This is a genomic window from Paracoccus yeei ATCC BAA-599 (assembly GCF_000622145.1).
Lineage (GTDB): Bacteria > Pseudomonadota > Alphaproteobacteria > Rhodobacterales > Rhodobacteraceae > Paracoccus > Paracoccus yeei.
Genome location: NZ_JHWH01000007.1, coordinates 136,986 through 162,997, shown reverse-complemented (window position 1 = coordinate 162,997; position 26,012 = coordinate 136,986). Strand labels below are relative to the sequence as shown.

Genomic DNA, 26,012 nt, shown 5'->3' with positions numbered 1-26,012 from the left:
GCAGTGCACGCAGCCAGACAATGACCAAAGCTTCCCCGGACCCGGACGACCCCGCGCCGGTCCTGACGCCCGAGGCGCGCCGCGTCCTGGCCCGCACCCGGGGGCAATGCCTGCGCCACGGGCTGATCCAGTCGCTGCCCTTTCTGCTGGTGCTGGTGCCCTTCGGCCTGCTGTTCGGCGTGGTGTCGGACGCGGCGGGGTTCGATCTGCCGCAGGTCATGGGCTTTTCCGTGCTGGTGCTGGCGGGCGCCTCGCAATTCACCGCGGTGCAGCTGATCGCCGATCATGCGCCGACCATCGTGGTGATCCTGTCGGCCCTGGCGGTGAACCTGCGGCTGGCGATGTATTCCGCCTCGCTGGTGCCTTGGCTGGGCCAGGCGCCGACCCGCTGGCGGGCGTTCCTGTCCTATGTGCTGATCGACCAGACCTATGCCCTGGCGATCCAGCATTACGAGGCCAATCCCCGCCTGCGGCTGGACCAGCGGATGGCCTATTTCACCGGCACGGCCATCGGCTGCTGCGTGCCCTGGTTCCTGGCCACGGCGCTTGGCTTCACGCTGGGCCGGGCGATCCCGGAAAGCTGGGCGCTGGATTTCGCGGTGCCGATCACCTTCCTGGCGATGGTGGCGCCCATGCTGCGCAGCCCCGCCCATATCGCCGCCGCCGGAGTGTCGATCCTGGGCGCGCTGGTCTTCAGCGTGCTGCCCTCGGGGCTGGGCATCCTGGTCGCGGCGCCCCTGGCGATGGCGACGGGCGCCTGGGTCGAATGGCGGATGGAACGCAAGGGAGCCGCGGCATGAGCTTCGACGCCAAGATCTGGCTGGTGATCCTGGCCCTGGGGGCCGGCACCTATCTGATCCGCTGGTCGTTCCTGGGCGCCATCGGCAGCCGGCCGATTCCGTCCTGGGCGGCGCGGGCGCTGCGCTATACGGCGGTGGCGGTGTTGCCGGCCATCGCGGTTCCGCTGGCGCTGTTTCCGGCGGCGACCGGCGGGCGGCCCGACCCCGCCCGGCTGACCGCGGCCATCGTCACGCTGGCGGTGGGCGTTCTGACGCGCAACATGCTGGCGGCCATCCTGGCGGGGATGGCCACGCTGTTCGGGATGCTCGCCCTGATGGGCTAGGGCCTAGTTCCGGGCGTGCAACTGCCCGTCGGGGCCATAGCCCGCGATCACGCCGTTCTTCTGCCGCAGCAGGACGTTGTGGTTGTTGGCCGGATCGCCGTCCATGTGCTTCTTGCTGGTCACGCCCGGCAGGGTCAGGAACCAGCGCCGCAGCTTCAGCGGCGAAAAGCCGGTGGGCGCGCCCTGGAACCCCGGCACTTGGCGCAGCACCTGCCCGGTCGCGACCGCGCAGAAGCTCTTGTTGACCGAACCGTGCTGTTCGGCGGCGCGGATCGCGGCATCGGCCACGGCCAGCGGCACCTGGACCGTATCCTCGGCCACCCAGAAGGTTTCGCGCGCGTGGTAGTCGATGTAGAAGTTCTTGAAGTTCGGCGTGATCCCGTAAAGCACGTCGTTGCGTTCCGGGATCGCCGGATGGTTCCAGCTGCCCGCCGGGTCGAAGATCACTCGCTGGCTGCCATTGATGAGCAGCGCGGAATGGCCGCCTTCGCCGCGCGGGATGCCGATCACCGTCAAGAGCGAGATCGAGGGCGGCTCGTTCGAAACATAGCGCGCCTTGCGGATCGCCTCGTCTGTGTCCCAGACATTGTCGGCGCCGCAGGCTGCTAGCGCAGCCGGCAGGGCCAGCGCGAGGAAGGCACGTCTTTGCATCGAATGCTCCGAAGGATCAGCTGTTCGCCAGCGCCAGGAAGATCAGCACCGCGATCGACAGCCCCACGACCCAGGTCGAGACCCTGATGAAACCGGCGAACGTCTTCTGATGATCGCTGATGTCCATCGAGCCGTGCTTGTGTTCGGTGACTTCGTGATGCGAGGCCATGGTTCCTCCCCCGGGATTCTGCGCTGCGTCGCGCCTTGGATAGCCCAAGCCGGGGGGGCTGTCACGCCCCCCAAAGGGTGGCGCCCTGCTCGGTCTGGCCCACGGGCCACACCCGGCCCGCCGCGCGCAGGTGGTTGATGTGGCCCACCGCCTCGGCCAGGGCCAGCCCGAACTCGGGCTTGCCGATCACCCGGCGATACAGCAGGTCGAAGCAGCCGACCGTGGTGCGCGGCGCGCCCGCCAGCCCGGCGGCCAGCCGCTCCAGCGCGGCGCGCTGGTTGTCGATCAGCTGGCGCAGCCGGGTCGGCAGCCCGCGATAGGGCAGCCGGTGGCCGGGCAGGATCAGCTGGTCGGGCCGGGCGTGCTCGGCCAGCCGGGCGCAACTGGTCAGCCAGCCGCCGATCGGGTCGCCCTCGGGCTCGTTCGGATGCACGCCGAGATTGGGCGAGATCGAGGCCAGAAGCTGATCGCCGCCGATCACCAGATCGTCGTCCTGCGACCACAGGGTGACATGTTCGGGGGCGTGCCCCTCGCCCATGCGGACGATCCAGCGCCGCTCGCCGAAGGCGATCTCGTGCCCCTCGGCCAGGCGGCGATAGCCGGGCGGCAGGGGTGCCGAGAGGTCCGCCATGTTGAAGGGCCGTTCCGCGGCCCGCTCGGCGATCATATCGGGCGGCATCCCGGCTTGGCGCCAGAACGCCAGCGCCTGCGGCGTCGGGCGGTCCTGCACGTCCAGGATCGACATGCGCGCCGTCAGCCAGGCGGTGCGCGAGGTCCACAGCTCGACCCCGTGGCTTGAACGGAACCAGCCGGCCAGCCCCATGTGGTCCAGATGGTGATGGGTGGCGATCAGCCGCGTGACCGGCGCGCCGGCCAGCGGCCCCTGCATCAGCGCCTGCCACAGTGCGCGGATGCGCGCGGTGTCGATGCCGGTGTCGACCAGCGTCCAGCCATCGGCGTCGCGCAGGGCATAGCAGTTGACGGTGTCGGGCTTGAAGGGCAGGGGCATCTGCATCCACAGGACGCCCGGCGCGATCTCTCGCGCCTCGCCTTCGGCCGGGGGGATATGGGGTTCGCTGCGGATCACCCGGCCATCTGGCCCGCCAGCAGGGCATCGTCAAGGGCCCCGAGATCCGCGCCCCCGGCCCGCACCGCCGCCAGGTCGGCGCAGAACTGCGGCAGGATGCGGTTGACATGGACCCGCGCCAGCGTGGCTGGCCCCCCCTCCACCGCCGCGCGCAGGTGGTAATGCGCGCCCAGCACCCGGGCGAAGGCCATGAGATAAGGCACGGCGCCCGCGAAACGGTCCTCGGGTGCAAGCTCCAGCAGGTCCAGCGTCGCCTCGCGCAGGGTCTCGGCGGCCTGCCAGACCTCATGCGCCAGATCGGGCTGCCGGGCCTGTGCGGCCTTGGCGCCGTCCAGGATCTCGTCCAGCAGCGCCGTGGCGGCGGCCCCGCCGTCGGCCAGCTTGCGGCCGACCAGGTCCATCGCCTGGATGCCGTTCGTGCCTTCGTAGATCGCGGTGATGCGCACGTCGCGCAGGTATTGGGCGGCGCCGGTTTCCTCGATATAGCCCATGCCGCCGTGGACCTGGACGCCCATGTCGGCCACGCGGATGCCGACATCGGTGCCATAGGCCTTGGCGATGGGGGTCAGGAAGGCCGCCCGCGCCGCCCAGTCCGCGCTGCCGGTCGCCCGCGCCATGTCGATGGCGACGGCGCAGCCCAGGCAGATCGCGCGGGCGGCAAAGACCTCGGCCCGCGCCTCGGCCAGCATCCGGCGCACGTCCGGGTGGCGGATGATCGGGCCCATCTGGTTGCGCTCGGCCGCATAGGCGACGGCCTGCTGCAAGGCCGCCTCGGCCTGCGCCACGCCCTGGATGCCGACGCCCAGGCGGGCGCAGTTCATCATGGTGAACATCGCCGCCATGCCCTTGTGTTCCTGGCCGACCAGCCAGCCCTTGGCGCCCTCGAAGCTCATCACGCAGGTGGGCGAGCCGTGGATGCCCAGCTTGTGTTCCAGGCTGACGACGCGCAGGTCGTTCGGGACGCCGGGCCTGCCGTTTTCGTCGGGGATGAACTTCGGCACCATGAACAGGCTGATGCCGCGGGTGCCGGGTGCGCCGTCGGGCAGCCGGGCCAGGACCAGATGGCAGACGTTTTCCGTCACGTCGCTGTCGCCCCAGGTGATGAAGATCTTCTGCCCGGTGATGCGATAGGTCCCGTCCCCGGCGCGCTCGGCCCTTGTGGTCAGCGCGCCCACGTCGGAACCGGCCTGCGGCTCGGTCAGGTTCATCGTGCCCGACCATTCCCCCGAGGTCAGCTTGGGCAGATACAGGGCCTTCAGTTCGTCGCTGCCGTGATGCTCCAGCGCCTCGATCTGGCCCTGGGTCAGCAGCGGGTTCAACTGCAGCGCCAGGCAGCCCGAGGCGACCATTTCGTTCACCGCCATGTTCAGTGCCTGCGGCAGGCCCATGCCGCCATGGTCGGGGTCCGCCGACAGCCCGATCCAGCCTCCGTCGGCCAGCGCACGGAACGCCTCGGCGAACCCGGGGCTGGAGCGGAGCGCGCCGTTTTCCAGCCGCGCCGGGTGCAGATCGCCCGCCCGGTTCATCGGCGCGATCACGTCGGTGGCCAGCCGGGCGGCGCCGGTCAGGATCGCCTCGACCGTCTCGGGGGTGGCCTCGGCGAAACGCTCGGTTTGCGCAAGCTGGGGAAAGGCCACGACCCGGTTCAGGATGAAGGCGATCTGATCGACGGGCGCGCGATAGGTCATGGCTGGCTTTCTCCCCCTCTGGCGCCTTGGCAAATCGGCCCCGGGCGCGTAATTGGTCCCCGAAACCATATTATGGGCGCGCCCTGCGCCAGCAACCCGAACCCGACGTAACGATGCAGACCCGCCTTCTTGTCCCGGACGATCAGGGCCTGGCCGAGGCCAGCGCGCTGCTGGCGCGGGGCGAACTGGTCGCCATGCCGACCGAGACGGTCTATGGTCTGGCGGGCGACGCCCGCGACGGCCGGGCGGTCGCCCGCATCTACGAGGCCAAGGGCCGGCCGAGCTTCAACCCGCTGATCGTGCACCTGCCCGACCTGGGGGCGGCCGAACGCATCGCGGTGCTGGACGATGCCGCGCGCGACCTGGCCGATGCCTTCTGGCCGGGCGCGCTGACGCTGGTGCTGCCGCTGCGGCCCGGGTCGGGCATCGCGCCCCTGGTGACGGCAGGGCTGGACACGGTGGCGATCCGGGTGCCGGCGCATCCTGTGGCGCAGGCGCTGCTGCGCCGCTTCGGCGGGCCGCTGGCGGCGCCCTCGGCCAACCCCTCGGGACGGATCAGCGCGACCACGGCGGCGCATGTGGCCGATCCCCTCACGGGCCTTGGCGGGCGCATCGCGGCCGTGCTGGACGCGGGGGCCTGCCCGGTCGGGGTGGAATCGACGATTATCGGCTGGCAGGACGGCCGACCCGTGCTGCTGCGCCCCGGCGGCCTGCCCGCCGAGGCGATCGCCGCCGCGCTGGGTGGGCCGGTGGCCACCCCCCGGCTGGACCCCGCGGCGCCGAATGCCCCGGGCCAGCTGACCAGCCATTACGCCCCGCGCGCCAGCCTGCGGCTGAACGCCACTGCGGCGCGCCCGGGCGAGCTGCTGATCGGCTTTGGCCCCGTTGCCGGAGAGATGAGCCTGAGCGAGGGGGCCGACTTGGCCGAGGCGGCGGCGCGGCTGTTCGAGCTGCTGCACCAGGCCGATGCCCAGGGTCGGCCCATCGCCGTCGCGCCGGTGCCCGACACGGGCCTCGGCGCCGCGATCAACGACCGGCTGCGGCGGGCGGCGGCGCCGCGCTAGGGCGGGTTCAGGCGTGGCCGGCGTTCGGCGACAGCGCCAGCGGGTCGATCCCCATGCCCATCAGCGCCGCGCGCCACTTGGCGGCATTGTCGGTGCCGAAGATGATCTCATCGTACTGGTCCGAGGTCAGCCAGCCATTGTCCAGGATCTCGCTGTCAAGCTGCCCCGGCCCCCAGCCCGCGTAACCCAGGGCCAGCATCGCCGGCTGCGGGCCGCGCCCCTGGGCGAAATCCTCGAGGATGTCGCGGGTCGTGGACATGGCCAGCGTCGCGCCGATGCGCATCCGGTTCTCGCCCAACTCGGCGCCCTCGGAGACGCGGTGCAGCACGAAGCCGCGCCCCGGCTCGACCGGGCCGCCGAAGCGGACGGGAATGTCCATCGCATCGGGGCCGGCGTCGATTCCAAGCTGCGCCAGAAGGTCCGAAAACCCCACGTCGGGCATCGCGCGATTTACCACCAGCCCCATCGCCCCTTCATCGGAATGGGCGCAGACCAGGATCACGGAATGCTCGAAACGCGGATCGCGCATGCCGGGCATGGCGATCAGCAGCTTGCCGGTCAGATTGCTGGAAGGGTGCACGGGAACTCCTTTACGCTTGCAACAAAGATCGGCGCAGAGGACCGCTTTCGCAAGACCCTGCCGGATTTGTGACTTCACCCCCGCCCCCGGGGGCGCCTATGAATGCAGCCATGAAAGCCCTTGCCCTGCTGCTCCTCATGCCCTGTTCCGCCCTGGCCCAGGATGTCCCGCCCCCCGGCCTTGCCTCGGCCGAGCTGATGGCGGGCTGGGTCACGCCCCAGGGGCACCGCATGACCGCCCTGCGCCTGCGGCTGGAGCCGGGATGGAAGACCTATTGGCGCAGCCCCGGCGACGCGGGCGTGCCGCCGCGCTTCGACTGGGGACAGTCGCAGAACCTGGGCCGGGTGGATCTGCACTGGCCGCGCCCCGAAGCCTTTGAATCGGGCGGAGAGCGCACCTTGGGCTATCACGACGAACTGGTCCTGCCGATCGAGGTCGCGCCGCAGGATCCGGCACGGCCGGTTGACCTGCATGCCCGGGTCGATTTCGGCCTGTGCGACGACATCTGCGTTCCGGCCGAGGTGGCCTTGCGGGCGCCGCCGCCCGGTCCCGGCCCCGACCCGGTGATCCAGGCCGCGCTGGAGCGGATGCCGGATCAGGCCCCAGACCAGCCGCCCTGCCGGATCGAGCCCATCGCCGACGGGATGCGGGTCACCGCCCGGTTCGACGCGACGGCCCCCGAGGTCGCGATGGAGCTTGAGGGAGAGCCGGGGGGCGCCCCGGTCTGGGTGTCGCAGCCCGAACTGTCGCGGCAGGGCGATATCCTGACCGCCGAGGCCGATTTCGTGGCCGAGACCGGCAAGCCCTTTGCGCTGGACCCTGCGGATCTGCGCCTGACCCTGATCGCCCCGGACACGGCGCTCGAATACCGCGGCTGCACGCCCGGCTAGGGCTCGAGCCGGGCCGCGATGGATAGAAGGTCGGCCCAGGCCTCGCGCTTGGCCAGCGGCGTGCGCAGCAGATAGGCGGGATGGGCCATCGGCAGGGTGGGCAGGCCGAAGGCTTCGGTCCACTGGCCGCGCAGCTTCAGGATGCCCTGCCGGTTCAGCGCGGCCATGCAGGGCGTGTTGCCCATCAGCACCAGCAGGTCGGGCTGGATCAGCTCCACATGGCGGCGCAGGAACGGCAGCATCATCGCCATCTCGGCCGCCTCGGGGCGGCGGTTGCCCGGCGGCCGCCAGGGCAGCACATTGGTGATGTAAAGCGCGCGCTCGGCATCGACGGCCTGACGCGACAGGCCGATGGCGCCGAACATCAGGTCCAGAAGCTGGCCCGCGCGCCCGACGAAGGGCCGGCCCTGGCGGTCCTCCTCCTCGCCCGGGGCCTCGCCGATGATCATCACGCGGGCACCCGGACTGCCGTCGGCGAAGCAGAAGTTGCGCGCCCCCTTTTTCAGGTCGATGCCGTCGAAGGCCTCTTGCGCGGCGGCAAGCTCGGCCAGGGTCCGGGCGCCGGCGGCCATCGCCTCGGCCAGGGCGGCGTGGTCCTGGGCGGGATCCTCGGGCAAGGCCAGGGGGGCCTGAACGGCCGCCGCCGGCGCAGGGGGCGCGGCGCGGTCGGGCATGTCGTAGCGGTCGATGGGGGCGTCCAGGCATGGCTCGTCCGCGCCCAGCTCGGCCTGCCATTGCAGAAGAGCCAGCGCGGTTTCCGCGTCGAGCGCGAATCCCCGATAGGTCGGATCGGCCGTCATGCGCGCAAGCTAGGGCGCGCGGCCGTCCCGGGCAAGGCGCCTCGCATTTGGCGCCGGCCTTTGCGCCGGGGGCTTGAACTTGACGCAGCGGGACGCCCCGGATAGGCGATCTTGCGAAACGCCAGCTGCACAAGAGGATGCCTGAGATGACCACCCATTCCCTGCTGATCCTGCCCGGCGACGGCATCGGTCCCGAAGTCATGGCCGAGGTGCGCAAGGTCATCGGCTGGTTCCAGACGAACAAGGGCATCGCCTTTGACGTCAGCGAGGATCTGGTGGGCGGCGCCGCCTATGACAAGCACGGCAAGCCCCTGGCGGACGAGACGATGGAAAAGGCCCAGGCCGTCGATGCGGTCCTGCTGGGCGCCGTGGGCGGGCCGAAATACGACAACCTGGATTTCAGCGTCAAACCCGAGCGCGGCCTGCTGCGCCTGCGCAAGGAGATGGACCTTTACGCCAACCTGCGCCCGGCGCAATGCTTTGACGCGCTGGCCGATTTTTCGTCGCTGAAGCGCGAGGTGGTGGCGGGCCTCGACATCCTGATCGTGCGCGAACTGACCTCGGGCGTCTATTTCGGCGAGCCGCGCGGCATCCACGCCGATGACAACAACCCCGAGAACGAGGGCGGCCGCGTCGGCATCAACACCCAGCGCTACACCAGCGGCGAGATCCGCCGCGTCGCCCGCGCCGCCTTCGAACTGGCCAAAAAGCGCGGCAACCGGGTCTGTTCGATGGAAAAGGCCAATGTGATGGAATCGGGCATCCTGTGGCGCGAGGAAGTCCAGTGGGTGCACGACAACGAATATCCCGAGGTCGAACTGTCGCACATGTATGCCGACAATGGCGCCATGCAGCTGGTGCGCAATCCGCGCCAGTTCGACGTGATCGTGACCGACAACCTGTTCGGCGACATTCTGTCCGACGCGGCGGCGATGCTGACCGGCAGCCTTGGCATGCTGCCCTCGGCCAGCCTTGGCGCGCCGATGGCGAACGGCCGGCCCAAGGCGTTGTATGAACCCGTGCACGGCTCGGCCCCCGACATCGCGGGTCAGGGCAAGGCCAACCCGATCGCCTGCATCCTGAGCTTTGCCATGTGCCTGCGTTACTCCTTCGATCTGGGGGCCGAGGCCGACCTGCTGGAGCGCGCGGTCGAGAAGGTGCTGGTCGACGGCGTGCGCACCGCCGACCTGATGGGGGCCGAGGGCGGCACCCCGGTGTCCACCGCACAGATGGGCGACCGCATCGTCGAGGCGCTGGCGGCGCTGTGATCCGCCCCGGCGCCGCTCCTCGGGCCGGCGCCGGAACGCGGCCTTGCATTTGCGCCTGTCCGGCGCGGCTATCTGAATGGGGGATGTGATGGCGGTCGATCCAGACGGTTTCCTTCGCCGCCTTTTCCGCGCGGCAGTTGAGAGCGCCGATCCGGCGCGGGTTCTGGCGCGGCATCTGCCGGAGCGGCCCCGGGGCCGGGTGGTCGTGGTGGGGGCGGGCAAGTCCGCCGCCGCCATGGCCCGTGCGGTCGAGGCGGAATGGCCCGACGTGACCGGCGTGGTCGTGACCCGCTACGGCCACGCCGTGCCGACACGCCGCATCGAGGTCATCGAGGCCGCCCATCCCGTTCCGGACCAGGCGGGGGCCGAGGCCGCGCAGCGCATCCTGGCGGCGGTGCGGGGGCTCGGACCCGACGATCTGGTTCTGGCGCTGATCTCGGGCGGGGGCTCGGCGCTGATGACGGCGCCGGCGCCGGGCCTGACGCTGGACGACAAGATGCAGGTGAACCGGCTGCTGCTGGCCTCGGGGGCGCCGATCTCGGTCATGAACCGGGTGCGGCGCAGGCTGTCCTCGGTCAAGGGCGGGCGGCTGGCGCTGGCAGCGGCCCCGGCAAGGATGGTGACGCTGGCGATCTCGGACGTGCCGGGCGACGATCCGCTGGCCATCGCCTCGGGGCCGACGGTCTGGGACCCCGAGGCGGGGGCGGATCTGTCGGACGTTGTGGCGCTGCTTGGTCCCGACTTGCCCGAGGCGGCGCGGCGCCTGCTGCTGCAAGCGCCCGCGCCCCTGCCGGAATTCCAGGCCGATTACCGGCTGATCGCGACGCCCCTGATGGCGCTCGAGGCGGCGGCTGCGGTGGCGCGGGCCGAGGGCGTGACGCCCCTGATCCTGGGCGACGCGATCGAGGGCGAGGCGTCTGCCGCCGGTCAGGTCATGGCCGGGATCGCGCGTTCGGCCGCCCTGCACGGGCTGCCGGTCGGAGCGCCGGCGGTGCTGCTGTCGGGGGGCGAGACGACCGTGACCATCGGTTCGGCCAAGCCCGGCAAGGGTGGGCGGAATACTGAGTTCCTGCTGGCCTTGGCCGTGGCGCTGGATGGCCAGCCGGGCATCCACGCGCTGTCGGGCGACACCGACGGCATCGACGGGTCCGAGGATGCGGCGGGCGCCATCGTCACCCCCGACACGCTGGCCCGGGCCCGTGCGGCGGGGCTTGATCCGCGCGCGATGCTGGCCGGGCACGACAGCTACAGCCTGTTCGCGCGGATAGGCGATCTGGTCAGCACCGGACCCACCCTGACCAACGTCAACGACTTCAGGGCGATCCTGGTCGGGTAAGGAGGCCGGGGTTTTTCCATGCTTGACGGCATCCGCCGCAAATTCTATGGAAGCGCAGGCACAGGGGTTTAGCTCAGTTGGTAGAGCATCGGTCTCCAAAACCGAGGGTCGTGGGTTCGAGTCCCCCAACCCCTGCCAGCCGGTTTTCCGTCGCAGGATGATCCCCGCACCGTGAAACCCGGAGCCGAAACCAGGACATGGCCCTGACGATCCATCTTGGCGCGCACAAGACCGCCTCGACCCATCTGCAGCAATCGCTGAAAGTCGCGCAGGATGCGCTGCAGGCCGGCGGCGTGTTCCTGGCCGACCCCTCGATGCTGCGCGACGAGGGGCCGATTCCCCTGGCGCAGGCCCTGGCCGAAGGGCCGGGGCGCGCGGGCGACAAGGCCAGCCGCGAGGCGCTGGCGCGGTTGCGCGACGCCTGCCCGCATCTGCTGATCTCCGAGGAAAACATCCTGGGCGGCACCGCTCGGGGCAAGCTGTTTTCGCCCCGAGGGCTGATCTATCCCTTTGCGGTGCGGCGGGTGCGCCAGGTCATCGCCCTTGCGGGGGGCGGGCCCGCGACGCTGTTCCTGGGCCTGCGCGACCCGGCCAGCTTTCTGGTCTCGGCCTTTGCGCTGCAACTGTCCTTCGGCAACGAGATCGTGCTGTCGGACTATCTGGGCGGCCGCAACCCGGCGCGGCTGGGCTGGGCCGGGCTGGTCCGCCGCCTGGCCGAGATCCCCGAGGTCGCGCGGCTGGTCGTCTGGCGCTACGAGGATTATGCCTCGCTGCGCCCGCAGATCCTGGCGCGGATGCTGCCTCAGGATCTGGCCCGGGCGGTGCCGGACCCGGCGCCCGCCAACGAAAGCCTGACCCAGCCGGGCTATCTCTGGTTCCGGCGTCAGGCCATGCCCGACAGCGACGCCGACCTGCGCATCCTGGTGCAGCGCGCGCGGCGGCGCTTTCCCCGCTCGGCCGGCCATCCGCCGCTGCGGCTGCTTGGCGAGGCGGTCCATGCCCGGTCGCAGGCGTTCTATGCCGCCGAGATCCAGCGCCTGCGCACCCTGCCGAAGGTCGAGTTCCTGGAGCCGGCCGCGCGCCGCGACCAAGACGACGCTTGAAATGGGGGCGTCCCCGGGCTAGATGACGCGCTGCAAGACCGAAGGGATCGTCATGGCCAACCCCGTCCAGTTCATCAGCCAGGTACGCGCCGAAGTCGGCAAGATCAGCTGGCCCACCCGCCGCGAGGTCATCACGACCACGATCATGGTCTTTGTCATGGCGACGCTGGCCTCGATCTTCTTCTTCCTGGTGGACCTGGCGATCAAGTCCGGCCTGTCGGGAATCCTGCACCTGGTCGGCTAGGGGCTTGCATCGAACGCCATCCGGGGGTATGTCCGCCCGACCTGCCCGAAACGCGGCGTGCATCGATTCGGTCGTGCGCGCCGATTTCAATTTGGGCCGAAAGCATCGGCCCTGATCCGGATGACGGACCGGGCAGCGTGGAAATTCAAGGGTCTGGCGCAAGCCCGACGGGAAGAACAGGGGTCGATCGAGACATGGCAAAGCGTTGGTATTCGGTCAGCGTCCTGTCGAACTTCGAAAAGAAGGTCGCCGAGGCGATTCGGCAGGCGGCCGTCGAAAAGGGTCTGGAAGAGCAGATCGACGAGGTCCTGGTCCCCACCGAAGAGGTGATCGAGATTCGTCGCGGCAAGAAGGTGACGTCGGAACGGCGCTTCATGCCGGGCTATGTGCTGGTGCACATGGACCTGTCGGACCGGACCTATCACCTGGTGAACTCGATCAACCGCGTCACCGGCTTCCTGGGCGCCCAGGGCAAGCCGATGCCGATGCGCGACGACGAGGTGAACGCCATCCTGCACCGCTCGGGCGAGGGCGGGGCCGAGGTCGCGCCGCGCAACCTGATCCGGTTCGACGTGGGCGAAAAGGTGAATGTGACCGACGGCCCCTTCGAGGGCTTCTCGGGCATGGTCGAGGAAGTGGACGAGGTGGCGAGCCGCATCAAGGTCACGGTCTCGATCTTCGGCCGGCCGACGCCGGTCGAACTGGAGTTCACGCAGGTCGCCAAGACCGCGTGATTGTTCGCGGGAGGCTGCGTCCCCCAAGGGGCAAGGCCGCAACCGCTAAGTCGGCCCGAACCCGGGCGTGATGATAAGGAGAAGGCCAGATGGCCAAGAAAGTTGTCGGCAGCCTCAAGCTGCAAGTCAAGGCGGGTCAGGCGAACCCGTCCCCGCCGATCGGCCCCGCCCTGGGCCAGCGCGGCATCAACATCATGGAATTCTGCAAGGCGTTCAACGCGCGCTCGCAGGAAATGGAGGCCGGCTCGCCGGTTCCGGTCGTGATCACCTATTACGCCGACAAGTCCTTCACCTTCGAGATGAAGACGCCCCCGGCCTCGTTCCTGCTGAAGAAGGCCGCTGGCCTGAAGCCGGTCGGCAAGCGCAACCGCGCCAAGGGTTCGGACAAGCCCGGTCGCACGACCGCCGGCACCGTGACCGCCAAGCAGGTGCGCGAGATCGCCGAAGCCAAGATGAAGGACCTGTCCGCGAACGACATCGAAGCCGCGATGCAGATCATCCTCGGCTCGGCCCGTTCCATCGGCATCGAGGTGAAAGGCTAAGTCATGGCTAAGATTTCCAAGAACAAGGCCGCCGCCCGCGCCGCTTTCGCCGGCAAGTCGAACCTGCCCATCGAGGAAGCCGTGGCGCTGGTCAAGGCCAACACCAAGGCCAAGTTCGACGAGACGGTCGAGATCGCGATGAACCTGGGCGTCGACCCGCGCCACGCCGACCAGATGGTCCGCGGCGTCGTGACCCTGCCCAACGGCACCGGCAAGCACGTTCGCGTGGCCGTCTTTGCCCGTGGCGCCAAGGCCGATGAAGCCAAGGCTGCCGGCGCCGAGATCGTGGGTGCCGAGGACCTGATGGAAACCATCCAGTCCGGCAAGATCGAATTCGATCGCTGCATCGCCACCCCGGACATGATGCCGCTGGTCGGCCGTCTGGGCAAGATCCTGGGCCCGCGCAACCTGATGCCGAACCCCAAGGTCGGCACGGTGACGATGGACGTGAAGGCGGCCGTCGAAGCTGCCAAGGGCGGTGAAGTGCAGTTCAAGGCCGAGAAGGCGGGCGTCGTGCACGCCGGCGTCGGCAAGGCCTCGTTCGACGCCGCCAAGCTGGTCGAGAACATCCGCGCCTTCGTCGATGCGGTGAACCGCGCGAAGCCTTCGGGCGCCAAGGGTACCTATGTCAAGAAGGTCTCGATCAGCTCGACCATGGGTCCGGGCGTGTCGCTGGACCTGACGTCGACCGCCGCGCAGTAAGCGGCAAGAATTTCGCCGGGAGCGATCCCGGCGGATGGCGGGGCAGCGATGCCCCGTCCTGTCCGAGACGGAGGGTGCCGACCCGATACGCTATCTGGCCGGCTTAATGTCCTTCCCGAGACGGGATCAAGACCATTTTCCGGGCTCGCTCCGGGGGATCTTGGGACTGTCACGGACCCGTTCCTGCCGCTGTTCTGGCGACAGGAAAGTGAGAGCCGGGGGGAAACCCCCATACTTGGAGTGAAACCGTGGATAGAGCGCAGAAAGAGCAGTTGGTCGAGGAACTCGGCCAGATCTTCGAAGCCTCTGGCGTCGTGGTGGTTGCCCACTACGAGGGAATGACGGTTGCCCAGATGCAGGACCTGCGCGCGCAGATGCGCGAAGCTGGCGGGTCCGTACGCGTTGCCAAGAACAGGCTCGCCAAGATCGCCCTGGATGGAAAGCCTTGCGCCAGCATCGCCGACTATCTGACGGGCATGACCGTGCTCGCCTTCTCCGAGGACCCTGTGGCTGCGGCCAAGGTCGCGGACAAGTACGCCAAGGGCAACGACAAGTTCGTGATCCTGGGCGGTGCGATGGGCGACACGGCGCTTGACCCTGCCGGTGTGAAAGCCGTGGCCCAGATGCCGTCGCGCGAGGAGCTTATCGCTTCGATCGTGTCCTGCATCGGTGCCCCTGCTGCCAACATCGCGGGCGCGATTGGCGCTCCTGCTTCCAACATCGCGGGCATCCTCTCGACTCTGGAAGAGCGCGAGGCCGCCTGAGGCAATCCCCATTCCCGCGTGGGGTTGAAACCCCGACGTTGGAACACTTAATGGAAAGAACGGAAAAATGGCTGACCTGAAACAACTCGCCGAACAAATCGTGGGCCTGACCCTGCTGGAAGCCCAGGAACTGAAAACCATCCTGAAAGACGAATACGGCATCGAGCCGGCCGCCGGTGGCGCCGTCATGATGGCCGGTCCGGCCGCCGGTGGCGCTGCTGAAGCCGCCGAGGAAAAGACCGAGTTCGACGTCGTCCTGACCGACGCCGGCGCGAACAAGATCAACGTGATCAAGGAAGTTCGCGGCATCACCGGCCTGGGCCTGAAAGAAGCCAAGGACCTGGTCGAAGCCGGTGGCAAGGTCAAGGAAGGCGTGTCCAAGGCCGATGCCGAGGAAATGAAGAAGAAGCTCGAAGCGGCTGGTGCCAAGGTCGAGCTGAAGTAATCCGGGCCGCACCGCATGGTGCTGTCCGATTAGTTTCGGAACGAAACAGGCAGGGTCCGGGGCTTTCCCGGTCCCTGCCGAACCTGTCTTGAAGGACGGTTTGCCCATCAGACCTTCCTTCAGGGCATGTTCGGGGTTCGGGAGCCGCGCGGTGGGACGGGCGGCACGAATGGAACCCCACCCCTCATTCGCCGCCTTGCGCCGGTCGGGCCCCGACGGCCGCTGCAAGCGAAAGACGAAAGGTAAGACCCCTGATGGCGCAAGCTTATGTCGGCCAGAAACGCATCCGGCGTTACTATGGCAATATCCGCGAAGTTCTTGAGATGCCGAACCTCATCGAGGTTCAGAAATCGTCCTATGACCTGTTCCTGCGGTCGGGCGAGGCCGAGGGCCACCAGGATGGCGAAGGCATTCAGGGCGTGTTCCAGTCGGTGTTCCCGATCAAGGACTTCAACGAGACGGCGACGCTGGAGTTCGTGAAATACGAACTCGAGCGCCCGAAATACGACGTGGACGAATGCCAGGCGCGCGACATGACCTATGCCGCGCCGCTGAAGGTCACGCTGCGCCTGATCGTGTTCGATGTCGACGAGACCACCGGCGCCAAGTCGGTCAAGGACATCAAGGAACAGGACGTCTACATGGGCGACATGCCCCTGATGACGCAGAACGGGACGTTCATCGTGAACGGGACCGAGCGGGTCGTCGTCAGCCAGATGCACCGCAGCCCCGGCGTGTTCTTCGACCATGACCGCGGCAAGACGCACAGCTCGGGCAAGCTGCTGTTCGCCTGCCGGATCATCCCCTATCGCGGCTCGTGGCTGGACTTCGAATTCGACGCCAAGGACCTGGTGTTCGCGCGCATCGACCGCCGCCGCAAGCTGCCGGTGACGACGCTGCTTTACGCCCTGGGCATGGACCAGGAGGGCATCATGGATGCCTTCTACGACACTGTGGACTACAAGCTGCAGCGCGCCGGCCGGGGCCAGGACGCGGGCTGGATCACGCGCTTCTTCCCCGAGCGCGTGCGCGGCACCCGTCCGAGCTATGACCTGGTGAACGCCGAGACCGGCGAGATCATCACCAAAGCCGGCGACAAGGTGACGCCGCGCCTGGTCAAGCAGCTGGCCGAGCAGGGCGACATCAACCTGCTGTTGCCCTTCGACAAGATCGTCGGCCGCTTTGTCGCGAAAGACATCATCAACGAAAAGACCGGCCTGATCTATGCCGAGGCGGGCGACGAGATCACCGCCGAATACGACCGCGACGGCGAACTGGCGGGCGGTCTGCTGAAGGTGCTGCTGGACAACGGCATCGAGGATGTCCCGGTGCTGGACATCGACCATGTCAACGTCGGTCCCTACATCCGCAACACCATGGCCGCCGACAAGAACATGAACCGCGACGGCGCGCTGATGGACATCTACCGGGTCATGCGCCCGGGCGAGCCGCCGACCGTCGAGGCGGCCTCCACCCTGTTCAACAGCCTGTTCTTCGACAGCGAGCGCTATGACCTCTCGGCCGTCGGCCGGGTAAAGATGAACATGCGCCTGGACCTTGACGCGCCGGACACCCAGCGCACGCTGCGTCACGAAGACATCATCGCCTGTATTCGCGGGCTGGTGGAACTGCGCGACGGCAAGGGCGAGATCGACGACATCGACCACCTGGGCAACCGCCGGGTGCGCTCGGTCGGCGAGTTGATGGAGAACCAGTACCGCATCGGCTTGCTGCGCATGGAGCGCGCGATCCGCGAGCGCATGTCGGGCGTCGAGATCGACACCGTGATGCCGCAGGACCTGATCAACGCCAAGCCCGCCGCGGCCGCGGTGCGCGAGTTCTTCGGCAGCTCGCAGCTGTCGCAGTTCATGGACCAGACCAACCCGCTGTCCGAGGTGACGCACAAGCGCCGCCTGTCGGCGCTTGGCCCGGGCGGTCTGACCCGCGAGCGCGCCGGCTTCGAGGTGCGCGACGTTCACCCGACCCACTATGGCCGGATGTGCCCGATCGAGACGCCGGAAGGTCAGAACATCGGCCTGATCAACTCGCTGGCCACCTTCGCCCGCGTGAACAAGTACGGCTTCATCGAGACCCCCTATCGCAAGGTCATCGAAGGCAAGGTCACCGACGACGTGGTCTACATGTCCGCGACCGAGGAGATGCGCCACACCATCGCCCAGGCGAACGCCACCCTGGACGAGGAAGGCAGGTTCGTGGACGAACTGATCTCGACCCGGCAGGCGGGCGACTTCATGCTGAACCCGGTCGATGCCGTCGATCTGATCGACGTCTCGCCCAAGCAGCTGGTGTCGGTCGCCGCGGCGCTGATCCCGTTCCTGGAAAACGACGACGCCAACCGCGCGCTGATGGGCTCGAACATGCAGCGCCAGGCGGTTCCGCTGCTGCGGGCCGAGGCGCCCTTTGTCGGTACCGGCATGGAAGCGACCGTGGCGCGCGACTCGGGTGCGGCCATCATGGCGCGCCGGGGCGGCATCATCGACCAAGTCGACGCGCAGCGGATCGTTATCCGCGCGACCGAGGATCTGGGCGCGGGCGACGCGGGCGTGGACATCTATCGTCTGCGCAAGTTCAAGCGGTCCAACCAGTCCTCGACCATCAACCAGCGCCCGCTGGTCAAGGTGGGCGACAAGGTGGTCAAGGGCCAGGTCGTGGCCGACGGTCCGTCGACGGACCAGGGAGAACTGGCGATCGGCCGCAACGTGGTCGTGGCCTTCATGCCCTGGAACGGCTACAACTATGAGGACTCGATCCTGATTTCCGAGCGGATCCACCGCGACGACGTGTTCACCTCGATCCATATCGACGAATACGAAGTGGCGGCCCGCGACACGAAGCTGGGCCCGGAGGAGATCACCCGCGACATCCCCAACGTCGGCGAGGAAGCGCTGCGCAACCTCGACGAGGCCGGCATCGTCTATATCGGCGCCGAAGTCGGTCCGGGCGACATCCTGGTGGGCAAGATCACGCCCAAGGGCGAAAGCCCGATGACGCCCGAGGAAAAGCTGCTGCGCGCGATCTTTGGTGAAAAGGCCAGCGACGTGCGCGACACCTCGCTGCGTCTGCCGCCGGGTGCCTATGGCACCATCGTCGAGGTCCGGGTGTTCAACCGCCACGGCGTCGACAAGGACGAGCGCGCCCTGCAGATCGAGCGCGAGGAAGTCGAGCGCCTGGCGCGCGACCGCGACGACGAATTGGCGATCCTGGAGCGCAACATCTATGCGCGCCTGAAGTCGCTGATCCTGGGCAAGGAGATCGTCAAGGGGCCGAAGGGCATCCGCGCCGGCGTCACCGTCGACGAGGATGTGCTGGGTCAGCTGTCGCGCGGCCAGTGGTGGCAGCTTGCGGTCGCCGAGGAGGAAACCGCCAAGGAGGTCGAGGCGCTGAACCAGCAGTTCGACAGCCTCAAGCGCGCGCTGGACAACCGCTTCGAGGACAAGGTCGAAAAGGTCCGTCAGGGCGACGACCTGCCCCCGGGCGTGATGAAGATGGTCAAGGTCTTCGTCGCCGTGAAGCGCAAGCTGCAGGCGGGCGACAAGATGGCCGGTCGTCACGGCAACAAGGGTGTCGTGTCCAAGGTGGTCCCGATCGAGGACATGCCCTTCCTGGCGGATGGCACCCCGGTCGACCTGGTGCTGAACCCGCTGGGCGTGCCGTCGCGCATGAACGTCGGGCAGATCCTGGAAACCCACATGGGCTGGGCGTCGCGCGGCCTTGGCATCAAGATCGACGAGGCGCTTCAGGACTATCGCCGCAATGGCGACATGGCCCCGGTGCGCGAGGCGATGAAGATCGGCTATGGCGACGAGTTCTATGCCGAGACCTTCTCGGACATGGATGACGAAACCCTGATCGAGCATGCCGATGCCGTGCGCGGCGGCGTTCCGATCGCCACGCCCGTCTTTGACGGCGCCAAGGAAGGCGACGTGAACGACGCGCTGCGCCGGGCGGGCTTCGACACCTCGGGCCAGTCCATCGTCTTTGACGGTCGCACCGGCGAGCAGTTCGCCCGCCCGGTCACCGTCGGGATGAAATACGTCCTGAAGCTGCACCACCTTGTCGACGACAAGATGCATGCCCGGTCGACCGGCCCCTACAGCCTCGTGACCCAGCAGCCGCTGGGCGGCAAGGCGCAGTTCGGCGGTCAGCGTCTGGGTGAGATGGAGGTCTGGGCGCTGGAAGCCTATGGCGCCGCCTATACCCTGCAGGAGATGCTGACGGTCAAGTCGGACGACGTGGCCGGCCGGACCAAGGTCTATGAAAGCATCGTCAAGGGCGAGGACAACTTCGAGGCCGGCGTGCCGGAATCGTTCAACGTGCTGGTCAAGGAGGTCCGGGGTCTGGGCCTCAACATGGAACTCCTGGATGCCGAGGATGACGAGTGAGGGCGCGCCAGCGCCCCACTTCGCCCCCTTTGCGCCCCTAGTCAGGAATAGAAAATGAACCAGGAACTTGCCCATAATCCGCTGAACCCGCTGGCTGCGCCGCGGCAGTTCGACGAAATCAAGATCTCGCTGGCCTCGCCCGAGGAAATCCTCGCCTGGTCTTATGGCGAGGTGAAGAAGCCCGAGACCATCAACTACCGCACGTTCAAGCCCGAGCGTGACGGTCTGTTCTGCGCGCGCATCTTCGGTCCGATCAAGGACTACGAATGTCTGTGCGGCAAGTACAAGCGCATGAAGTATCGCGGCCTGGTCTGCGAGAAATGCGGCGTCGAGGTCACCCTGCAAAAGGTCCGGCGCGAGCGCATGGGCCATATCGAGCTGGCCGCCCCGGTCGCGCATATCTGGTTCCTGAAGTCGCTGCCCTCGCGCATCGGGTTGATGCTGGACATGACGCTACGCGATCTGGAACGCATCCTGTACTTTGAAAACTACGTCGTGATCGAGCCGGGTCTGACGGACTTGTCCTATGGTCAGCTGCTGACCGAGGAAGAGTTCCTGGACGCGCAGGACCAGTATGGCGCCGACGCCTTCACCGCCAATATCGGCGCCGAGGCGATCCGCGAGATGCTGGCCAACATCGACCTGGCCGCCACCGCCGAGCAGCTGCGCGAGGAGCTGAAGGAGGCAACCGGCGAGCTGAAGCCCAAGAAGATCATCAAGCGGCTGAAGATCGTCGAGTCGTTCCTTGAGTCGGGCAACCGGCCCGAGTGGATGGTGCTGACCGTCATTCCGGTCATCCCGCCGGAACTGCGCCCGCTGGTGCCGCTGGACGGCGGCCGCTTCGCGACCTCGGACCTGAACGACCTCTATCGCCGCGTCATCAACCGCAACAACCGCCTGAAGCGGCTGATCGAACTGCGCGCGCCCGACATCATCGTGCGCAACGAAAAGCGGATGCTGCAGGAGTCGGTCGATGCGCTGTTCGACAACGGCCGCCGCGGCCGCGTCATCACCGGCAACAACAAGCGCCCGCTGAAATCGCTCTCGGACATGCTGAAGGGCAAGCAGGGTCGTTTCCGCCAGAACCTTCTGGGGAAACGGGTCGACTTCTCGGGCCGTTCGGTCATCGTGACCGGTCCCGAGCTGAAGCTGCATCAGTGCGGTCTGCCGAAGAAGATGGCGCTCGAGTTGTTCAAGCCGTTCATCTATTCGCGGCTTGAGGCGAAGGGGCTGTCGTCCACCGTCAAGCAGGCCAAGAAGCTGGTCGAAAAGGAACGTCCCGAGGTCTGGGACATCCTGGACGAGGTGATCCGCGAGCATCCGGTGCTGCTGAACCGCGCGCCGACGCTGCACCGCCTGGGCATCCAGGCGTTCGAACCGATCCTGATCGAGGGCAAGGCGATCCAGCTGCACCCACTGGTCTGCTCGGCCTTCAACGCCGACTTCGACGGCGACCAGATGGCCGTGCACGTCCCGCTGTCGCTTGAGGCGCAGCTGGAAGCGCGCGTCCTGATGATGTCGACGAACAACGTTCTGTCGCCCGCCAACGGCGCGCCGATCATCGTGCCGTCGCAGGACATGGTTCTGGGTCTGTACTACACGACCATGGAACGCGAAGGGATGAAGGGCGAGGGCATGGTGTTCACCAACCTCGAGGAAGTCGAGCACGCGCTCGCCTCGGGTTCGGTGCACCTGCATGCCCGAATCACCGCGCGCCTGGCCCAGATCGACGAGAACGGCAACGAGGTCATCAAGCGCTTCGAAACCACGCCGGGCCGCCTGCGGCTGGGCGCGCTGCTGCCCAAGAACGCCAAGGCGCCCTTCGAGCTGGTGAACCGCCTGCTGCGCAAGAAGGACATCCAGAACGTCATCGACACCGTCTACCGCTACTGCGGTCAGAAAGAGTCGGTGATCTTCTGCGACCAGATCATGGGCCTGGGCTTCCGCGAGGCGTTCCGCGCCGGCATTTCCTTCGGCAAGGACGACATGGTCGTGCCGCCGACGAAATGGGAGCTGGTCGAGGAAACCCAGGACCAGGTGAAGTCCTTTGAGCAGCAGTACCTGGACGGCCTGATCACCCAGGGCGAAAAGTACAACAAGGTCGTCGACGCCTGGTCCAAGTGCAACGACCGCGTGACCGACGCCATGATGAAGACCATCTCGGCCACCAAGAAGGACGAGAACGGGGCGGAGCTCGAGCCGAACTCGGTCTATATGATGGCGCACTCGGGCGCCCGGGGTTCGGTCAGCCAGATGAAGCAGCTGGGCGGCATGCGCGGCCTGATGGCCAAGCCGAACGGCGAGATCATCGAGACGCCGATCATCTCGAACTTCAAGGAAGGCCTGACCGTTCTTGAATACTTCAACTCGACTCACGGTGCCCGGAAAGGCCTGTCGGACACGGCGTTGAAGACGGCGAACTCGGGCTACCTGACCCGCCGCCTGGTCGACGTGGCGCAGGACTGCATCATTCGCGACCACGACTGCGGCACCGACCGGGCGATCACCGCCTCGGCCGCGGTCAACGATGGCGAGGTGGTCAGCCCGCTGTCGGAACGCATTCTGGGCCGCGTCGCGGCCGAGGATGTCCTGGTTCCCGGCGAGGATGTCGTGATCGTTCGCAAGAACGAGCTGATCGACGAGCGCAAGGCCGACGAGATCGAGCAGGCGGGCGTGCAGAACGTGCGCATCCGCTCGGCCCTGACCTGCGAATCCGAGGACGGCATCTGCGCGCTCTGCTATGGCCGCGACCTGGCGCGCGGCACGCTGGTCAATATCGGCGAGGCGGTGGGCATCATCGCGGCGCAGTCGATCGGCGAGCCGGGCACCCAGTTGACGATGCGGACCTTCCACATCGGCGGCATCGCGCAGGGTGGCCAGCAGTCCTTCATCGCCGCGGCGCAGGAAGGCACGGTGGCTTTCGAGAACGAAAGCACGCTGGAAAACGCCAATGGCGAGCTGATCGTGATGAGCCGCAACATGCAGCTGCACATCAAGTCGGCGACCGGCGACACCCTGGCCAGCCACAAGCTGTTCTACGGCTCGAAACTGTTCGTGCGCGACGGCGATGCGGTCACGCGCGGTCAGAAGATGTTCGAATGGGACCCCTATACCCTGCCGATCATCGCCGAGAAGGCGGGCGTGGCCAAATACGTCGACCTGTTCACCGGGCTTTCCGTCCGGGACGAGACCGACGATGCCACCGGCATGACGCAGAAGATCGTCACGGACTGGCGCTCGGCCCCCAAGGGCAACGAGCTGAAGCCCGAGATCATCATCGTCGATGCCGATGGCGAGCCGGTGCGGAACGAACAGGGCAACCCGGTCACCTATCCGATGTCGGTCGACGCGATTCTGTCGGTCGAGGACGGGCAGGAGATCAAGGCCGGCGACGTGGTGGCGCGGATCCCGCGCGAAGGCGCCAAGACCAAGGACATCACCGGGGGTCTGCCCCGCGTGGCGGAACTGTTCGAGGCCCGTCGTCCCAAGGATCATGCGATCATCGCCGAGCTGGATGGCTATGTGCGCTTTGGCAAGGACTACAAGAACAAGCGCCGCATCACCATCGAGCCCGCCGACGACACGCTGGACGCCGTCGAATACATGGTGCCGAAAGGCAAGCACATCCCGGTGCAGGAAGGCGACTTCGTGCAGAAGGGTGACTACATCATGGACGGCAACCCGGCGCCGCACGACATCCTGCGCATCATGGGGATCGAGGCCCTGGCCGACTATCTTATCGACGAGGTGCAGGACGTCTATCGACTGCAGGGCGTGAAGATCAACGACAAGCACATCGAGGTGATCGTTCGCCAGATGCTGCAGAAGATCGAGATCCTCGACAGCGGCGACACCACGCTGCTGAAGGGCGAGCACGTCGATCGCGACGAGTTTGAGGAAGAAAACGCCAAGATCGAAGCCAAGGGCGGCCGTCCGGCTGCGGGCGAGCCGGTGCTTCTGGGCATCACCAAGGCGAGCCTGCAGACCCGCAGCTTCATTTCGGCCGCGTCCTTCCAGGAAACGACCCGCGTGCTGACCGAGGCCGCCGTGCAGGGCAAGCGCGACAAGCTGGTGGGGCTGAAGGAAAACGTCATCGTCGGCCGGCTGATCCCGGCCGGGACCGGTGGCGCCACCGCCCGCATCAAGCGGATCGCGACCGAGCGCGACAACGAGGTGATCGAGGCCCGCCGGGCCGAGGCCGAGGCCGCCGCCGCGCTGATCGCGCCCGAGGAGTCCTCGGCCGAGCAGGCCGGCGAGTGATCGCCCCGACATGATCGAAAGGCCCGGGTGCGCAGCCCGGGCCTTTTTTCATGGCGCGCCCACGGGTGGCGCGGTTCCATGGGTATTTGGAAAACGGTGAACTGCCGAGGCCTTGCGTGGTGGCGCGGGGGCGCATCGCGGCGCGGACACCATCGTGGGTTCTGGTGTTTTGTCGCGGGCTTGCTTATCGCTGGGCGAAACGGCCGGAACGAGCATGCGCACCCCTCTGCTTTCCCCCTTTCGCAAGACCCGGCCGCCGTCCGAGCCGCGCATTGTCCGGGCCGGGCCGTCCGACAATCTGCGCGGGACCATGCTGATGGTGCTCAGCATGGCGGCGTTCACCTGCAACGACGCGGTGATGAAGGCCGTGACCCAGACCCTGCCGCTGTACGAATCCGTCGCGTTGCGGGGCATGGCGGTGCTGGCGCTGATGGTGGCCGCCGCGCTGGTGCAGGGCGACGGGCTGCGGCTGACCGTGCCCCGGGGCGATGTGGCGGCGCTGGTGATCCGCACCGCGGCCGACATCGTCTCGACCCTGCTTTACCTGCTGGCGCTGCGGCAGATGGCATTGGCCGATCTGTCCGCCATCATGCAGGCGCTGCCGCTGGCGGTGACGCTGACCGCGGCGCTGTTCTTTCGCGAACGGCTGGGCTGGCGGCGGCTGTCGGCCATCGGGGTCGGTTTCCTGGGGGTCCTGCTGATCCTGCGGCCGGGAACCGGGGCCTTCGACACATGGTCGGCGGTGGCGCTGCTCTCCATGCTGCTGATCGTCGTGCGCGACATCGCCACGCGGTATTTCTCACGGCAGGTCGGCAGCGGCACGATCGCCTTTCATGCCGCGCTTGCGGTGATGCTGTCGGGGTTCGTTCTGGGCGCGGGCGAGGACTGGCGGATGCCCGACCTGCCCGAGGCGGCGCTGCTGCTGCTTTCGGCCGGGTTCCTGACCGTGGGGTATCTGACCGCCGTCGCCACGATGCGGGTGGGCGAGATTTCCTTTGTCGCCCCCTTCCGCTATACCTCGCTCGTCTGGGCGATCCTGCTGGGGCTAGCGCTGTTCGGCGAGTGGCCGGACGGCTGGACCTGGGTGGGATCGGCCCTGGTGGTGGGCGCGGGGCTATACGCGATCCTGCGCGAGCGGCAATTGAGGGGCAGGGGATGACACGGATACAGATGCTGGGCCTGTGCCGCTTTTCCTACCTGGGCGGGCGCGGCTTTCAGGTCGAACACGAGAGCCTGGAGGACCGGCGGGCGTTCCTTTACGACCCCGAGCGGCTGGCCCGGCGCTGGTTCTGGTTCGAAAACGTCACGCTGCCCGGGCTGGTGGCGCAGACCGATCCCGATTTCACGCTGGTGCTGATGACGGGTTCGGACCTGCCGGAACCCTATCTGTCGCGCCTGCGCGAACTGACCGAGCTGATGCCGCAGTTCAAGCTGGCCCTGGTGCCGCCGATGGACCGGCACCTGGACGCCTGCATGGCGGCGATCCGCCCGCACCTGGACCCCGATGCCGAGATCGTCGGCCATTTCCGCCAGGACGACGACGACGCGGTGGCGGTCGACTACATCCAGCACGCACGCCGCGATTTCGCCATGATGCGGCCCCTGTGGAAGGCGCGGCGGCGCCTGTCCTGCGACTACTCCCGCGGGCTGGTGCTGAAGGCGACGGGGCAGGGGATCTCGGTCGAGCCGCGCATGATCTACAATGCCGTGGCCGGGCTGACCGTCTATCTGCCGCCCGATGCCGAACGCAGCATCATGCATTTCCCGCATTGGAAGATCGGCCTGTCGATGCCCGGCGTGACCCTGCCCGGCAAGGTGATGTTCGTGCGCTTCCTGAACCACGACAACGATTCCGGCGCCATCGGCGCGGGCTATGCCTGGGAAGGCGACCCCGATACCTGGCAGGCGCTGCTGGCCGAACGGTTCCGCATCGACCTGCCGACGCTCGACCGGGCGGCACGCGACTTCGGCCTGCCCGGCGCGGCCCGCCCGCACTGGGGGCGCTAGGCGGGCGCTGTTGACTCGTCCCGCGATTCCCCCTATACGCCCCACACCCGGCGGGATTCCGCCCGGGTAGCCCAGAACCATCATGGTGACGATCCGGGCCGGATTTGCCCCGATCCTCTGGAAATTCGACCCGTCCTTTCCCCAGGGAACAG

Annotated in this window: 23 protein-coding genes and 1 tRNA gene; 18 read left to right on the top strand and 6 right to left on the bottom strand. The window is 67.7% G+C overall.

Features of this window, described 5'->3' with window-relative positions; all coding sequences use genetic code 11:
• Positions 1-20: 20 nt before the first annotated feature.
• Together BU28_RS0104915 and BU28_RS0104910 are read left to right on the top strand one after the other, a co-directional pair.
• A complete protein-coding gene (locus BU28_RS0104915) occupies positions 21-800 on the top strand; it encodes an AzlC family ABC transporter permease (protein WP_081791273.1) in 780 nt (259 codons plus the stop codon).
• The gene (locus BU28_RS0104910; RefSeq protein WP_028718478.1) at positions 797-1,123 is read left to right on the top strand and encodes an AzlD domain-containing protein; all 327 of its coding nucleotides are present in this window, start codon (positions 797-799) and stop codon (positions 1,121-1,123) included. Before BU28_RS0104915 ends, BU28_RS0104910 begins: the two co-directional genes overlap by 4 nt.
• A gap of 3 nt (positions 1,124-1,126) precedes the next feature.
• Here the strand turns inward: BU28_RS0104910 and BU28_RS0104905 are convergent, their stop codons facing one another.
• The 4 genes from BU28_RS0104905 to BU28_RS0104890 form a co-directional block, all read right to left on the bottom strand.
• Positions 1,127-1,774, bottom strand: a complete 648-nt coding sequence (locus BU28_RS0104905; RefSeq protein WP_028718477.1) for a hypothetical protein — start codon at positions 1,772-1,774, stop codon at positions 1,127-1,129.
• A gap of 16 nt (positions 1,775-1,790) precedes the next feature.
• Positions 1,791-1,943: an aa3-type cytochrome c oxidase subunit IV gene (locus BU28_RS0104900; RefSeq protein ID WP_028718476.1), complete on the bottom strand. Its 153-nt coding sequence runs from the start codon at positions 1,941-1,943 to the stop codon at positions 1,791-1,793.
• A 61-nt stretch (positions 1,944-2,004) separates the two neighbouring features.
• On the bottom strand, positions 2,005-3,030 hold the full coding sequence (locus BU28_RS0104895) for an MBL fold metallo-hydrolase (RefSeq protein WP_028718475.1): 1,026 nt from the start codon (positions 3,028-3,030) through the stop codon (positions 2,005-2,007).
• Positions 3,027-4,718 carry an acyl-CoA dehydrogenase gene (locus BU28_RS0104890; RefSeq protein ID WP_028718474.1) on the bottom strand — a complete coding sequence of 564 codons (1,692 nt, stop codon included), beginning with the start codon at positions 4,716-4,718 and terminating at the stop codon, positions 3,027-3,029. Before BU28_RS0104890 ends, BU28_RS0104895 begins: the two co-directional genes overlap by 4 nt.
• Positions 4,719-4,831: 113 nt before the next feature.
• Between BU28_RS0104890 and BU28_RS0104885 the strand changes: the two genes are divergently transcribed.
• Positions 4,832-5,782, top strand: coding sequence for an L-threonylcarbamoyladenylate synthase (locus tag BU28_RS0104885; RefSeq protein ID WP_028718473.1), 951 nt, complete (start codon positions 4,832-4,834; stop codon positions 5,780-5,782).
• Between the two features lie 7 nt (positions 5,783-5,789).
• Here the strand turns inward: BU28_RS0104885 and BU28_RS0104880 are convergent, their stop codons facing one another.
• The gene (locus tag BU28_RS0104880; protein WP_028718472.1) at positions 5,790-6,362 is read right to left on the bottom strand and encodes a YqgE/AlgH family protein; all 573 of its coding nucleotides are present in this window, start codon (positions 6,360-6,362) and stop codon (positions 5,790-5,792) included.
• 110 nt (positions 6,363-6,472) lie between these two features.
• Here BU28_RS0104880 and BU28_RS0104875 point away from each other — a divergent pair, with 110 nt between their 5' ends.
• The gene (locus tag BU28_RS0104875) at positions 6,473-7,252 is read left to right on the top strand and encodes a protein-disulfide reductase DsbD domain-containing protein (RefSeq protein ID WP_051577736.1); all 780 of its coding nucleotides are present in this window, start codon (positions 6,473-6,475) and stop codon (positions 7,250-7,252) included.
• Here BU28_RS0104875 and BU28_RS0104870 read toward each other — a convergent pair.
• Positions 7,249-8,052, bottom strand: coding sequence for a uracil-DNA glycosylase (locus BU28_RS0104870; RefSeq protein ID WP_028718470.1), 804 nt, complete (start codon positions 8,050-8,052; stop codon positions 7,249-7,251). The two genes, BU28_RS0104875 and BU28_RS0104870, sit on opposite strands and share 4 nt — an antisense overlap.
• A 146-nt stretch (positions 8,053-8,198) precedes the next feature.
• On the opposite strand from BU28_RS0104870, the gene leuB reads away from it, so the two are divergent.
• From leuB to BU28_RS0104800, 14 genes are all read left to right on the top strand, one after another.
• Positions 8,199-9,320 carry a 3-isopropylmalate dehydrogenase gene (gene leuB / locus BU28_RS0104865; protein WP_028718469.1) on the top strand — a complete coding sequence of 374 codons (1,122 nt, stop codon included), beginning with the start codon at positions 8,199-8,201 and terminating at the stop codon, positions 9,318-9,320.
• Positions 9,321-9,408: 88 nt separating this feature from the next.
• Positions 9,409-10,656 (top strand): glycerate kinase type-2 family protein, encoded by a 1,248-nt coding sequence (locus tag BU28_RS0104860; RefSeq protein ID WP_028718468.1) that lies wholly within the window; start codon positions 9,409-9,411, stop codon positions 10,654-10,656.
• Positions 10,657-10,718: 62 nt separating this feature from the next.
• Positions 10,719-10,794, top strand: a tRNA-Trp gene (locus BU28_RS0104855).
• Positions 10,795-10,853: 59 nt separating this feature from the next.
• Positions 10,854-11,759 (top strand): hypothetical protein, encoded by a 906-nt coding sequence (locus BU28_RS0104850; RefSeq protein WP_028718467.1) that lies wholly within the window; start codon positions 10,854-10,856, stop codon positions 11,757-11,759.
• A 22-nt stretch (positions 11,760-11,781) separates the two neighbouring features.
• Positions 11,782-12,003, top strand: a complete 222-nt coding sequence (gene secE, locus BU28_RS0104845; RefSeq protein WP_223252385.1) for a preprotein translocase subunit SecE — start codon at positions 11,782-11,784, stop codon at positions 12,001-12,003.
• Between the two features lie 194 nt (positions 12,004-12,197).
• A complete protein-coding gene (nusG, locus tag BU28_RS0104840; RefSeq protein ID WP_028718465.1) occupies positions 12,198-12,737 on the top strand; it encodes a transcription termination/antitermination protein NusG in 540 nt (179 codons plus the stop codon).
• A gap of 89 nt (positions 12,738-12,826) precedes the next feature.
• The gene (gene rplK / locus BU28_RS0104835) at positions 12,827-13,279 is read left to right on the top strand and encodes a 50S ribosomal protein L11 (RefSeq protein WP_028718464.1); all 453 of its coding nucleotides are present in this window, start codon (positions 12,827-12,829) and stop codon (positions 13,277-13,279) included.
• Between the two features lie 3 nt (positions 13,280-13,282).
• Positions 13,283-13,981: a 50S ribosomal protein L1 gene (gene rplA, locus BU28_RS0104830; protein WP_028718463.1), complete on the top strand. Its 699-nt coding sequence runs from the start codon at positions 13,283-13,285 to the stop codon at positions 13,979-13,981.
• Positions 13,982-14,229: 248 nt separating this feature from the next.
• Positions 14,230-14,745, top strand: coding sequence for a 50S ribosomal protein L10 (gene rplJ, locus BU28_RS0104825; RefSeq protein WP_028718462.1), 516 nt, complete (start codon positions 14,230-14,232; stop codon positions 14,743-14,745).
• A gap of 67 nt (positions 14,746-14,812) precedes the next feature.
• Entirely contained in the window at positions 14,813-15,190 is a 378-nt protein-coding gene (gene rplL, locus BU28_RS0104820) for a 50S ribosomal protein L7/L12 (RefSeq protein WP_028718461.1), read from the top strand.
• A gap of 254 nt (positions 15,191-15,444) precedes the next feature.
• Positions 15,445-19,593 (top strand): DNA-directed RNA polymerase subunit beta, encoded by a 4,149-nt coding sequence (gene rpoB, locus BU28_RS0104815; protein WP_028718460.1) that lies wholly within the window; start codon positions 15,445-15,447, stop codon positions 19,591-19,593.
• 54 nt (positions 19,594-19,647) lie between these two features.
• Entirely contained in the window at positions 19,648-23,853 is a 4,206-nt protein-coding gene (gene rpoC / locus BU28_RS0104810; RefSeq protein ID WP_028718459.1) for a DNA-directed RNA polymerase subunit beta', read from the top strand.
• A 214-nt stretch (positions 23,854-24,067) separates the two neighbouring features.
• Entirely contained in the window at positions 24,068-25,012 is a 945-nt protein-coding gene (locus BU28_RS0104805) for a DMT family transporter (protein WP_028718458.1), read from the top strand.
• A complete protein-coding gene (locus tag BU28_RS0104800; RefSeq protein WP_036761970.1) occupies positions 25,009-25,860 on the top strand; it encodes a putative rhamnosyl transferase in 852 nt (283 codons plus the stop codon). Before BU28_RS0104805 ends, BU28_RS0104800 begins: the two co-directional genes overlap by 4 nt.
• The last annotated feature ends 152 nt before the right edge of the window (positions 25,861-26,012 follow it).